Below are 12,152 nucleotides of genomic sequence, written 5' to 3'. Positions count from 1 at the left end.
AACAACCCTTTGTTACTATAGAACGGGTGAATGATTTGATTAGTCCATACATCTATCGACTCATTTGAAGATTACACTGTAGGTCTGGGTAAAGCATATTTCTGATACATAGTATTTTCAGGAATATGCTTTGTGCTCTTAATTAATTTCTAAATCTACTTTAGCAATCTTTTTATCCTTTGTAACCGTCACCTTCCTAATCAACGCATCCACTAATTGTTTTTCCCTTTCATTACCAATCTGATCGAACAACTGTGTAAACTCCCCAAGCATTCCTCGAATAGGGGCCAGATTTATCGGATTGGACTCCCTGTTATTAAGCATGTTCTCAATATCAGCTACGTTTCAAAAGCCCCACTTCCAGCTCAGCTAATTCATCCATTCGTTCCTTAAGCAAATGAACCTCCAGTATTTTCAATTGTTGGAATAATCATACGAAAGAGATGAAAAGCAACTAATTGACACACCTCACCTGCTTTCGCCCTCAATCCAGAGAAGGTTTAATTTTGAAAATGAATATGGTTATTCAATTGAGGAAGCTTACCTAGAATATTTATTTTGTGGCGTGACATGAGAATGGTTTTCTAATCATGATGAATCTAAGTGGAATGAGACATATAGACAGTATCAAGGAATATTTCGTAAAGTTGAATCGAACACAGAATTGTCGGGTCAATTAGTTGAGTGGAGAGAAGCAGTAGAAGACTACTTAAAAAACGCTTAAATTCACCTATTTCAACAAAAAGGCCAATTTAGGAGTAATCTTTTCCCTTACTCGTTTTATTAATATATAGCGAGTAAGGGGGTAGTGCTTTGAATACTAATGACAATCAAGCAGCGTACAATATCATTGTTACTGCTGGCTGATATTTTTGTTGGAGGAAATGCAGAAGCCAAACTCTTGGTCTGATGAGGATGAACAGTCGTTGAAACAAAGTTGATTCGAACTGGCAGGTGAGAGGCAAACCATGATTAACAAGCTCGGACGGGAACGGTCTATTTAATGTTAGGTGGAGAAAAGGGGAAATCTATATCGACTGTGATTTATTCTGGGACATCTTTATGGAAATCATAATCAGACCCTGTATGGGGTTCAAGACCTTCTTTGCTGGTAATTTGTCGTTGAACCGTAGGGACTAGTTTTTTGATTGGCTTGGCTTCCTTACTGAGTTGTACTTTACTGTGTCTGAAAAGGTACTCATTGCTTCCTACGTACTCCATTAAGGCAGGATATTTTCTGTAGAAGTCGGCAGCAATTTGTAGGGCCTTCCTCAAAGTGCCATTGAATTCCTCAAAAGCAATGATTTATTGTCAGCAAAAAACAATTTAATATTATTGGCTAAACAACTCAATGTTTACCTAGAGAAAGATCTGAATAATGATGCAATCATTAAAAAAATAGTTGATGCAGTTGTAGTGGCTAAATTGAGGTCACTTGCAATAAGAAATAATAAAGGTTTAGATCCTAAAAAAGAAGATTAAGCTAAGGAAAGCTGTGGTATTGTACCGGCAGCTTTTTTTGGTTGCCGAAGCAACCAATGAGGTGAACCTTATCACAAATGACGCAATTTCGCTTCACACTCGACCTCATACTGTGACGGAGTAGGTTGGTGTGAACTTGGTGAATAAATGGCAGAAAATATGGCTAGCCATAGCCAACCATATTTTTAAAAACGTTTTTTGATTTTAGACACAATCGGGTTTCCCTTTTAAAGCGAACCTAAATCCCTTCTAGAATCTCTTCCGTTGTGCGAATCCGGCCAATCCTCGGAAAAATAACATCCCGTACATGCTCATGTTCGGCCTTGGTGAACCCGGTCATGGCGTCAATTGCAAAAATAAGTTGATAGCCGTGCTGAAATGCCTCTCTTGCGGTTGTATCGACTCCGATACCTGAGGATATACCGCATAAAACGATCGTATCAATATTTCGGCGGCGCAGCTGCAGGTCAAGGTCTGTTCCATGGAAAGCCCCCCATTGTTTTTTGGAGATGATATGGTCTGTCTCGGTCACTCCGAGCTCGGGAACAAATTCATCCCAGCCCTCTATCAGGTTCAATCTAGGTACCGTGATATCGAGCTTGGGAGAAGGTATATCCTTGAAGTCTTTACTGGATACGTGTACAAGATTCACAAAAGCCCCCTTGTTACGAAAAAGATTGGCCAGCTTAGCTGAATTTGCAATGACCATCTCGGCAGAATAAGGAGCATACTGACTGCCAATCCATTTTTGGAGGTCAATGACGACCAGAGAAGTCTTGTTCCAATCCAATAACGGTGCTCGTTCCCCACCCTTCAAATGATTGCCATTTAGTTGGTTCATATAGAATCTCCTCCTAACCTTATCTTGTAATTAAATATGACTACATCAGTATATAATCGATGATATAGAATAACGAGAGAAGGAATTAACCTAGGAGTGTTACTCCCAGAATACAAAGAAATACTGGAGGGATGAGATGAAATGCAGGAGGAACGCGAAAAGACCGGAGAATTAGCTGAATTCCTCCGTACCCGACGGGCCCGTCTGACTCCGGAGCAGGTAGGTTTGCCTTCCGGTGAAAGACGGCGGACACCTGGTCTTAGGAGGGCAGAGGTTGCCATACTCGCTGGTATCAGTGTGGATTGGTATACATGGCTGGAGCAGGGGAGAGATATTCAGGTATCCATCCAGGTGCTTGATGGCTTGTCCCGTGCGCTGCGAATGAATGACATTGAGCGAAAACATCTCTTCTTGCTCGCTGCAGGACACTTACCCCCGAGTAATCAAGCGCCACAGAACAAGGTAAGCCGGCTACTGCAGGATTTTTTGGACAGACAGGGGGAAAGCCCTGCCTTTGTGGTAAATTCAAGGTGGGATGTCGTAGCCTGGAACCAGGCCGCGATTCTTGTTTTTGGAGATTACGAAGCAATGTCGGCAAGAGATAGAAATTCGATATGGCGCCTATTCACTACGAATAATGCGAAGCGGATGCTGGGTGACAGTTGGGAAGCGAACGCCAAACATCGGTTAGCCCAGTTTCGGGCCAACTATGCAAATACAGTCGGGGATCCTTGGTGGGGAGAGTTTATTGAGGACCTGCACCAGCAAAGTAAGGAGTTCCGGGAATGGTGGCCGTTGCATCAAGTTATAAATGTGCCGGAAGGTGAAAAGCTGCTTAATCATCCTGTTGTCGGTTCCCTTCGTTTTGGTCATCTTTCCTTTCAGGCTATGGACTCCGTTGACCTCCAGGTCACAGTTAATATTCCTTTGGATACCCCAACAATTGAAAGAATGAGAAAACTTCTTTCTGCGGTTACTCGATAATTCAGCATTTGCCACGTCCGTTGAAGTTATTCCATTTTGTTATGACCAGGTTAACTTCAAGCTCCTTGTTCTCCACAGCCATAAATGAAATTCTCCTTAGGCTAGTGATGAACAGGGGGCAAGTTTGTAAGATCGCTATCCATATATTTTGTAATAGATACACGATGCAGATCGTCAACTGTCGCTAGAAAGACTTCATTGATTTGAATTTGCTGTGCCGCTAATTGGGCATTAACCCAAAGTTCGTTTATTCCAGGTTCGTGGAGGATTCGTTTCTCGATTTTCCCCTCCCGAGCAATGGGATAAGATATGGTGAAGGAGCTTGAACGATTGGCCTTTTCGAGAATGCTCAATTTTCCATTTGCCTCAATGACTGCAATTTCTACGCGAGTGACATCAAAAATCTTTTCCTCTCTTAACATTTGCAGGATGTTATCTATGGAATATTTCGTTTTTCTAATGTTTTTAGCTATGAACTTACCTTTAGATATAACGATGATAGGCTCGAACGTTACCAATTTACCGAACCAACGAAATTTAAGTACCCCAACTGAGAAAATCTTTTGAACGATCCCGATACTAACGATAGCGAAGGCTGTTGGGATGTGGCGAATATCAGGGTCGGCTATATCTGCTCCAACAAGAGCTCCCAAAATTAAAATAACTAAAAAATCAAAAACAGGAAGTTCCCAATGGCTTTTCTCCCCATAAATAAAGTGACAAACAACATGAGCGGGATCATGGTAATGATTCTCCCTGCGACCAGCCCCAAACCTCTAATTATTTCCATTTTGGCAGGTGGCCTTTCTTTAGCGGGATGGAATAATGAACGAACATCGTCATGTTAGTATGATTCCAATTTGTAAAAAAATGCAAGTGGGTGAGTTGTGGATATGGCTAAAATCGTCAGCGCATGGACCTATCCGAATGTAACGGTCGTCTCATCGTTCGGATTAATGACTCCAGGATTACTCTAAAGTGGTTGTTTAAGTGAGACACTGTAAACAGACCCTTTTTATTTGCCGTTAGATCCGATACGGTGAACCGTAACAGTACACCATTTTAACCACTGACCCTTCTGCAATCCATGCAGAGGGGTCCTTTGCTGTCAAAATGAAGTGAAGGATTAAGGGGCAGAGTACTTCGATTGTGATTTAAAAATTAAGCATTCCTTCCCTAGGGAGAATGGGTTTTGGAAACGTAATCCCATGTGCGTGACTCTTGGTTTCTAACAATTTCACGATTTCGCCATAACTCTGCTGTATAGAAAGGTGTTTGGCAAACGATGTCGAATATTATTTCATGTTACCTCGAGAGGGACTAGATGGGAGTGAGGCATAATGAGAGGTAGGAAGTTCACGATGACGATCAGGAACAAGGTAATTCTAACGATCGTCGTTACTGTAATCACTAGCCTTGTGATCGGAGGCGTTGGGATTTACAATCTGAAGCGGGTACAATCCTCGCTTGAGGAGAGCCTTAGTGTTAGGGCGGAAGTCATTGATCTCATTCGTACAGCAGATATCGACCTATATCAGATGCTGTTGGCAGAACGATCGCTGTACAGTTATGAACCAGGGTCGGAGCAATTTTCGAAACAACTGGAGGATTACGAAAAACAAAAGGAGTCAGCAAAGAAGAAGCTTAATAAGTATAAGTCAATTGGAACTATTTTTGATAATGAGGAAAAGTTGATTCAAGACTACGAAGCAACGGTTGAAGCGTATGAATTGGTCTCCAAGAAAGTGATTGACGGATTATCGTCAAAGGATTCAACTGTCCGTGAAAGGGCGAATCTTCTTTCTTATCAGGAGGGCAGCGAAAAGTTTGACCAGATGGAGGACGCTTTGGATCACATAGGCGATCTGTACTACGATGATAATCAAATCATGTTGGACAGCACACAAAAACAATATAGCTTCCTGCGATTGATCAGTATCCTTTTAACATTGGCAGGCTTGATCGCTTCATCGTTGCTTGGGTATTTGATCATCCGATCCATCCATCATCCGATCCGTTATTTGCGTGGACGTGTGCGAGAGATTGCGGAGGGCAATCTGGCCGTCGATATACGTACCTTCTCCCAGGATGAGCTTGGGCAATTAACCGCTGATTTTAATATAATGGTATCTCGTATGAAGGAACTCATTTCGACAGTAAGCCAATCGATTGGCCATGTAAATACTTCCGCTCATGAACTTACCTTTATCGCGGAACAAACAACGGCAACCGGCGAGGAAATGACGTCAGGCATTAATGAAATCGCAGTTGGTGCTTCCGAGCAAGCGTCCTTGACAGAGGCAACGAGCCGTGAAACGATGGCGCTATCGGACACGATTGAAAAGGTAAATGTAAGGAACAAAAAAATGACCAGCTTGTCTTCGGAGGCGGAAATCGTCTTAAGAGGCGGCATGGATAAAGTAAAGAAATTACAGGATCACAATCTCCAAACGACAGAAGCAAACCAATTAGTCGTACAACATATTGAAGGCCTGGCAGAACAGATGCTTACGATTTCCACAATTGTACAAACGATTAATGAAGTATCTGAGCAAACGAAGCTCCTCGCATTAAATGCGAGCATAGAAGCGGCGCGTGCCGGCGATTCCGGAAAAGGATTTGCAGTCGTCGCTACAGAGATTCGCAAGCTGTCGACCATGACTTATGAATCAACAGAGAGAATTAACACAACTATTGCACGCCTCAAGGCAGAAGTTTCTCAAACGTTGCAGGTCATGAATCAGACAGAGGTAATTATCTCCGAACAATCTCTTATTGTTCAGGAGTCGGGAACGGTATTTGAATCGATTATGGATATGCTAAAGGAAATCATCAGTTCGATTCAAGAGATGGATGGGGATATAGGGCAGATGAATGTTAGCAGGGAACAGGTCATCTCATCCATTATCAAGATATCCGATGTAGCTCGAGACGCAGCTTCTGCCACAGAAGAGATAAGTTCGGCTTCTAACGATCAGAGTCAAGCGTATTCCCATCTGCATAATGCAGCTGAACAATTGAAACAATCAAGCCAACAAGTGAGCGAAATGATTAGCAAATTCCGAATTGTACAAGAATAATTCGTATTGAGAATAAGAAAAGGAGCTATCCCACTAGGGATGGCTCCTTTTCTGCCCTCGTTGATGAAAAGCGTGCGTATCGTCTCACCTCAAGGTGGGGTGGGTGGTGCACATGATTATCAATGCTTTTATTCAGCTTTAGTTGCTTGTACACGTGCTGGTTTAAAAATAGACAGTAGGAAAATGACTAAACCGGTAATACCAATTCCTAAAATGATGTTGAAGGACTGGCCAGTGTAGAAGCCACTACCAAAGTAGAAAATTTCACGTAACCCCTCAGATGCAAAGCGAATCGGCACCCATGGACGAATAAAGTTTACGAAGAAACTTGGAAGCATCTCTTGTGGTGTCATTAGAACACCCATACCTAACATCATAACTACCATGAATAATGTAATGGCTGGTTTTCCAATCCATGCAGTAATAGCTGATACTAGCAAGAAGAAACAGAATGCTGCAAACGTTACAAAGAAAGCAATTAAGAAGTAGCTTGGCATGTTAATACCAGCCATTTGTGCAAGTGTTGCAACAGTAAAGCCTGAAAATAGGGCAATAATAAGACCGAATAAAACTTGACCACCTATTAGGCGTAATGTTTGTTTACGTGTTAACATTTCCTTTTTAAGAATGCTTGATGATGCTAGGAATACAATGAAACCACCGATTAATGCACCTACCCAAGCAGGTACGGCCATTAATGTTGGTGCACTACCATTTGCTGTAGCAGTAGTGATGGCATTGAATACTTTTTCTTCAGAAACAATGGGGTGTACAAGCACGGATGCTTGATTAGCATCGATTTGTTGATCGCCCATTTGTGCTACAAAATTTGTTGAATACTTGCTGCTGATTTGCGTAATTAGACCATTTAAGGCAGTTTTTGCGAAGTTTGCACCTGTCATGTTAAATCCTTGGTTAATATATACTTTTAAGGTTGCCGGCGTGTTGCTTGTCATGGTATTTTGTACGGCATCATTATAACCCTCAGGAATAACTAATGCTGCATAATACTCTTTATTAGCAAATAATTCTTCGATATCTGCTTCTTTTTCATTTGTAAAAGCTAACATCGGTTCTTCACCGGCAATACCTTTATTCATTTGTTCGATTGCTGCTTTTACAGCGTCAACGTGACCTCCCTCATCACTCGTAATAAGTGCAACTGGCAGATTTTTTACTTGTGGATCTCCTTGAGCAAATAAGTTTAATGAGAACAGAGCAATAATTAATATAACAGCGACGGGAGCAGCCCATGCTAATTTTTCTTTAAATAATCTCAATGGATTTCACCCTTTCTCAATTTTCAACATGTTGTTCAGTAGCATGCATATATCTTATAATTTTTAAGAGTGTATAAGCAATGAACAAAACTGAACAGATTGTTGAATTTTAAAGCGGGAGTGATCCTTGTGAGCATTTATGCAGAGAAAAATCGAAAAACAAAACAACTCATTCAAACGTCATTTATACAAATTTTACAAAACAAGTCATTTGAATTGATTACGGTAGGGGACATTACGAAAATAGCACAAATTAATCGCGGGACATTTTATTTGCACTATAAAGATAAATTCGATTTGCTAGAGCAAATAGAACAGCAGTTGTTTGAGGATTTAGGAAATCATATTGATGAATTGCAATCTCGCTATTCGTCTACTCATACGTTTGAAAAAGGACAAGAGCAATTAGCTGCTACATTATTTAGCTCTATTAAAATGCATTCGCCAATATTAAAGATATTTTTAAGTGATCATGGCAGAACGGGTTTTCATCTTCGATTTAGAAATGCCTTTTCAGAAAAGGTGCGTTTTAATTTAGAGAAAAATGAAAGCTTCAATGCAAATTTAAAGGTGCCCATGGAATACTTTTTATCTTTTATAACGTCTGCTTTTTTAGGATTAATAGAACAATGGGTTCAAAATGGATTAGATAAAACCCCTCAAGAAATGACCGTATTATATATCGATATTATTTCCTTTATTCAAAAGAAATAATGAGGCGCCGAGGACTCATACAATTCCTCTACAATTATTAAGGCGATGAAAACATGTTCGAACAGATTGATTTAAAGAATCAACAACTAGATGCTAAGTGCTCGTTAACAAAGTATACAGTTCAAGGCTTACTTGAAAGACTGTACCGTATCATAAGTAATGGTGGGGGATTTGGAGGATAGAAATGATACAATTGGGGGCATCCTAAACCGTTTATGTAAGCACTATTTTCAAAGGGTCCATAATTTTTTTACAGATTCATTAAACGGTTACCCTTATTTTCTATTTATAGAAAAAGTCCCTCTTTCAAAATCAACTACCTACCCACGCTCCCAATTTCTATGCTTTAATAAAATGAGCAGTATCAACAAGAAGCGTTGAAAGTGGGATTCTATGAAGCGACTAACGATTGGCCTGTTCGCCCATGTGGATGCAGGTAAGACGACTTTTGCGGAACAGCTGCTGTACCATACGAACAGTATCCGGTCGCGTGGGCGGGTGGATCATCAGGATGCGTTTCTGGACAGCCACGACATCGAGCGGGCAAGGGGCATTACGGTGTTCGCAGATCAGGCGGTAATGGAATATAAAGGAGACAGTTATTATTTAATAGACACGCCCGGACACGTCGATTTCTCCCCGGAGATGGAGCGAGCGATTCAGGTCATTGATTATGCCATCCTGATTGTAAGCGCAGTTGAAGGTGTTCAGGGCCATACGGAGACGGTCTGGCAGCTGCTACGCAAACATCGGATTCCGACGTTCTTCTTTATCAACAAAACGGATCGGATCGGCGCGGATGTAGGCAGAACCGAGGCAGACATCCGACAGCAGTTGACGGGGGAAGTATGCTGCATTACACAGAGCTTGGCTGACGGCATAGTCGGCGAGCCGCTGCGGGAGGCCATGGCGGAGCGAGACGAAGCCTTGCTGGAAGCATTCCTGGAGGGGAGAGAGGATTCCGGCTTCTGGCTGAAGGCCTTGCAGAGGATGATAGTGGCGGGTCTTCTCTTCCCCTGTGCTTACGGCTCTGCGCTTCAGGATACAGGCGTCGTTGAATTTCTGGATCAGCTGCATCTGCTGACGACAACCACTTATGACGAGAATGCTTCGTTCCAGGGGCGGGTTTATAAAATTCGGCACGATGCAGGCGGAGTGAGACTCACGTTCATTAAGGCGCTGGGTGGTCGGCTGAAGGTGAGAGAACAGCTTAGTTACGAGAGCGGCGGGGTTCAATATGACGAAAAAATTACGCGGCTCTTCTTGTTTAACGGACTTAAATCGCAGCCGGTGGAACAAGTGGAGGCCGGCGATTTGTTTGCGGTTGCCGGATTGTCCGCCGCCGAGGCCGGACAAGGTCTGGGGTCGATATCGGACAAGTTAGCTTACGATTCGGAGCCGACATTACAATCTAAGGTATTATTCGACAATTCGATACATGTACAGAAGGTGCTTGGTGCTTTTCGCACGCTGGAGGCGGAGGAGCCATCTCTGAACGTCGTTTGGGATGAAAAATTGCAGGAGATTTCTATCCGTGTCATGGGATTGATTCAACTGGAAGTGCTGGAGCAGCTTGTTAGAGAGCGGTTTGGCCTTGCTATCTCTTTTGGACAACCAGAAATCTTGTATAAGGAAACGATTCAATCGGCTGTGAAGGGGTACGGCCACTTCGAACCGCTCAGGCATTATGCGGAAGTGCATCTGCTGATTGAATCGGGAGAAAGGGGCAGCGGCATTATGTTCGATAGCAGATGTCATGCCGATGATCTGAATGTCAGCTATCAGAATCTGATTCGGAATCATCTCTATGAACGGGAGCATCACGGACTGCTGACCGGCATGCCGGTCACCGACGTGAACATTACGCTGCTGAGGGGGCGCGCGCATAAAGAACATACCCATGGTGGCGATTTTCGTGAGGCTGCTTTTCGAGCACTACGACAGGGGCTGGAGAAGGCGGACAATGTGCTGCTGGAGCCCTATTACGATTTCAAAATCAAGGTCGCTATCGATGAAATGGGCAGGGTGCTGTCCGATATTCAGCGTGCTTCGGGTATTTTTAATCCGCCGCAGACAACCGGAACGCAAGCGGTGGTCACGGGCAGGGTGCCTGTGTCGACTTTCATGAACTACAGTACCGAATTTGCATCCTTTACGCATGGACGAGGCAGTATCCGTTGCGTGTTCAGCGGCTACGATCGCTGTCATAATACGGAGGAAGTCATAGAGCGGATGGGCTACCGCAAAGGGGCAGACCCACTGTATACATCATCCTCTATCTTTTGCGCTAAAGGGGCGGGTTACTCGGTGCCATGGGATGAGGCGGAGGCCAAGATGCACCTTGAATTAGAACCTTAATCGCACACATTTCCAAGATTCAGGCGAAAAGTAGGTAAATTTAGAACGAACAATTTTTATAATGGAAATAAGATATATATTTTATAGGGCTAAGGGGCGATTGTCATGGAACCGACGCATGAAATACAGGCGCTGGCGGCAGAAATTGCTGATATGGCTAGGACGTCCTTTCGCACTCTTTTTGAAAATGGTGAACGTTACTATTACTGCACGCTATTTACTACTGGAGAGGGACATGCGCCAAGCATCTCCGCCTGGTCATGGGAGGCCTTGGAGAGGGAAGCGGCCAGGCAAGGAGAAGAAAGTGACACGCCGGGGTCAACGATTGCGGAACTCATCAAATGGTCTTATGCCGATTCACCCTATTGTTGTTACGAGGATGAGGACTTCGATGATGTTAAACAATTATTTATGGAGCGTCCTTCCATTGCGAAGCTTGAAGCTGATGAATGGAATCGTGAATTTGATTCGAGGCTGAAGGCCATGGAGCTGGCGATGAAAATGCTCGATGATGAAGGCGTGTTTGCCTTGAATCAACCGCGAGAGTCTGTATGTGTCCTTGTCGAGATCATGCCGCCAGATGAGATCAATACCGAAATCGCCCTGCGTTTGAATCAGGCAGAGTCGCCAGCTATGCAAGCATGGCTGGCGGAAGCAGCGGAGTAAGGGGTTTCGCGTTTTTTGAGGGAGAGTTGTAAAATGCCTAATGAATATCAAATGAATATTTTAGCTGAGAGAACGGAATGTATTCTTTATTATGCGGGGTCGATCCTATCGAACAAGCATAGTGCGGGCTGGATCGGCGGGAATGCGCCCGAATTTTTTGATAATCAATCGGACCTCATCCACGAAGATAACCAAAAATATGTTTTTTACTTGAGCCTCGTCCATCCCTTTAAACCGGAGAGCATGATTTCGATCTTCATCCCTGAAGACTATGAGGAGTATTTAGAAAACAACATTTATCCTAATTGCTCGGTCAAGGTGATTGAGCATCCCACTTCAACTGAAAGTGTCAAAGATATGTTTACTAACCCAGGGCTTGTAAAGCATGCAATTTCAGATGGGGAATTAAGCCATGACAAAAAATCGATGGATCAGCCTTTTTTGATCAAAGTAGGCGGAAACCCGAGACTTATTCAAAATGAAGACTATTATTTTACGAAGTTGAAAGAGGAATCATTCTCTTTTTTATTTCAGGTAGATGAAGATGGTTATCCCAAAACGTTGCTTCAAGAGGATTACAATTATCCCTTTGGTTTTGGATCACTATATATTTTCGCCAACGTGGGGACGACTGAGATACAACATCCAGTAGCAGGTTTTTGGCAATTCTCTTGATTTGGCGTGGGGCTAACGAGCACGTTAGGCGATTTTTGGCGTGCGTATGCCCCATTCGCACAAGCAGGAAGC

Annotated in this window: 11 protein-coding genes; 7 read left to right on the top strand and 4 right to left on the bottom strand. The window is 43.1% G+C overall.

Annotated features, from left to right (window positions below):
* Positions 1 to 138: 138 nt before the first annotated feature.
* Positions 139 to 324: a hypothetical protein gene (locus MKX36_RS24995; protein WP_340866032.1), complete on the bottom strand. Its 186-nt coding sequence runs from the start codon at positions 322 to 324 to the stop codon at positions 139 to 141.
* 984 nt (positions 325 to 1,308) lie between these two features.
* On the opposite strand from MKX36_RS24995, the gene MKX36_RS24990 reads away from it, so the two are divergent.
* Positions 1,309 to 1,482, top strand: a complete 174-nt coding sequence (locus tag MKX36_RS24990; RefSeq protein WP_249507027.1) for a hypothetical protein — start codon at positions 1,309 to 1,311, stop codon at positions 1,480 to 1,482.
* Between the two features lie 238 nt (positions 1,483 to 1,720).
* On the opposite strand, the gene MKX36_RS24985 is transcribed toward MKX36_RS24990, so the two are convergent.
* The gene (locus tag MKX36_RS24985; protein WP_017426008.1) at positions 1,721 to 2,323 is read right to left on the bottom strand and encodes an isochorismatase family protein; all 603 of its coding nucleotides are present in this window, start codon (positions 2,321 to 2,323) and stop codon (positions 1,721 to 1,723) included.
* Between the two features lie 141 nt (positions 2,324 to 2,464).
* Between MKX36_RS24985 and MKX36_RS24980 the strand changes: the two genes are divergently transcribed.
* Positions 2,465 to 3,307 carry a helix-turn-helix transcriptional regulator gene (locus MKX36_RS24980; protein WP_340866030.1) on the top strand — a complete coding sequence of 281 codons (843 nt, stop codon included), beginning with the start codon at positions 2,465 to 2,467 and terminating at the stop codon, positions 3,305 to 3,307.
* Positions 3,308 to 3,408: 101 nt separating this feature from the next.
* On the opposite strand, the gene MKX36_RS24975 is transcribed toward MKX36_RS24980, so the two are convergent.
* Entirely contained in the window at positions 3,409 to 3,960 is a 552-nt protein-coding gene (locus MKX36_RS24975) for a DUF421 domain-containing protein (RefSeq protein ID WP_031462526.1), read from the bottom strand.
* 708 nt (positions 3,961 to 4,668) lie between these two features.
* On the opposite strand from MKX36_RS24975, the gene MKX36_RS24970 reads away from it, so the two are divergent.
* Complete coding sequence (locus tag MKX36_RS24970; RefSeq protein ID WP_340866029.1) at positions 4,669 to 6,387, top strand: methyl-accepting chemotaxis protein; 1,719 nt, start codon at positions 4,669 to 4,671, stop codon at positions 6,385 to 6,387.
* Positions 6,388 to 6,515: 128 nt separating this feature from the next.
* On the opposite strand, the gene MKX36_RS24965 is transcribed toward MKX36_RS24970, so the two are convergent.
* Positions 6,516 to 7,667, bottom strand: coding sequence for a YhgE/Pip domain-containing protein (locus MKX36_RS24965; RefSeq protein WP_290409646.1), 1,152 nt, complete (start codon positions 7,665 to 7,667; stop codon positions 6,516 to 6,518).
* A gap of 129 nt (positions 7,668 to 7,796) precedes the next feature.
* Here MKX36_RS24965 and MKX36_RS24960 point away from each other — a divergent pair, with 129 nt between their 5' ends.
* The 4 genes from MKX36_RS24960 (at position 7,797) to MKX36_RS24945 (ending at position 12,080) form a co-directional block, all read left to right on the top strand.
* Complete coding sequence (locus MKX36_RS24960; RefSeq protein WP_031462523.1) at positions 7,797 to 8,381, top strand: TetR/AcrR family transcriptional regulator; 585 nt, start codon at positions 7,797 to 7,799, stop codon at positions 8,379 to 8,381.
* A 393-nt stretch (positions 8,382 to 8,774) separates the two neighbouring features.
* On the top strand, positions 8,775 to 10,739 hold the full coding sequence (locus MKX36_RS24955) for an elongation factor G (protein WP_290409648.1): 1,965 nt from the start codon (positions 8,775 to 8,777) through the stop codon (positions 10,737 to 10,739).
* Between the two features lie 105 nt (positions 10,740 to 10,844).
* The gene (locus MKX36_RS24950; RefSeq protein ID WP_290409649.1) at positions 10,845 to 11,405 is read left to right on the top strand and encodes a DUF4303 domain-containing protein; all 561 of its coding nucleotides are present in this window, start codon (positions 10,845 to 10,847) and stop codon (positions 11,403 to 11,405) included.
* 33 nt (positions 11,406 to 11,438) lie between these two features.
* Positions 11,439 to 12,080 (top strand): hypothetical protein, encoded by a 642-nt coding sequence (locus tag MKX36_RS24945; protein ID WP_017426018.1) that lies wholly within the window; start codon positions 11,439 to 11,441, stop codon positions 12,078 to 12,080.
* Positions 12,081 to 12,152 lie beyond the last annotated feature (72 nt).

The organism is Paenibacillus sp. FSL W8-0439, assembly GCF_038008995.1.
Classification (GTDB): domain Bacteria; phylum Bacillota; class Bacilli; order Paenibacillales; family Paenibacillaceae; genus Paenibacillus; species Paenibacillus polymyxa.
Note: the sequence above shows the minus strand (reverse complement) of the source record. Positions and strands in the feature narration are given on the sequence as shown.

What these genes read in the sequence shown, in the direction of transcription:
- MKX36_RS24970 (WP_340866029.1), top strand. Translation starts at nt 4,669, where the DNA reads ATGACGATCAGGAACAAGGTAATTCTAACGATCGTCGTTACTGTAATC.
- MKX36_RS24945 (WP_017426018.1), top strand. Translation starts at nt 11,439, where the DNA reads ATGCCTAATGAATATCAAATGAATATTTTAGCTGAGAGAACGGAATGT.
- MKX36_RS24950 (WP_290409649.1), top strand. Translation starts at nt 10,845, where the DNA reads ATGGAACCGACGCATGAAATACAGGCGCTGGCGGCAGAAATTGCTGAT.
- MKX36_RS24955 (WP_290409648.1), top strand. Translation starts at nt 8,775, where the DNA reads ATGAAGCGACTAACGATTGGCCTGTTCGCCCATGTGGATGCAGGTAAG.
- MKX36_RS24985 (WP_017426008.1), bottom strand. Translation starts at nt 2,323, where the DNA reads ATGAACCAACTAAATGGCAATCATTTGAAGGGTGGGGAACGAGCACCG.
- MKX36_RS24980 (WP_340866030.1), top strand. Translation starts at nt 2,465, where the DNA reads ATGCAGGAGGAACGCGAAAAGACCGGAGAATTAGCTGAATTCCTCCGT.
- MKX36_RS24995 (WP_340866032.1), bottom strand. Translation starts at nt 324, where the DNA reads ATGCTTAATAACAGGGAGTCCAATCCGATAAATCTGGCCCCTATTCGA.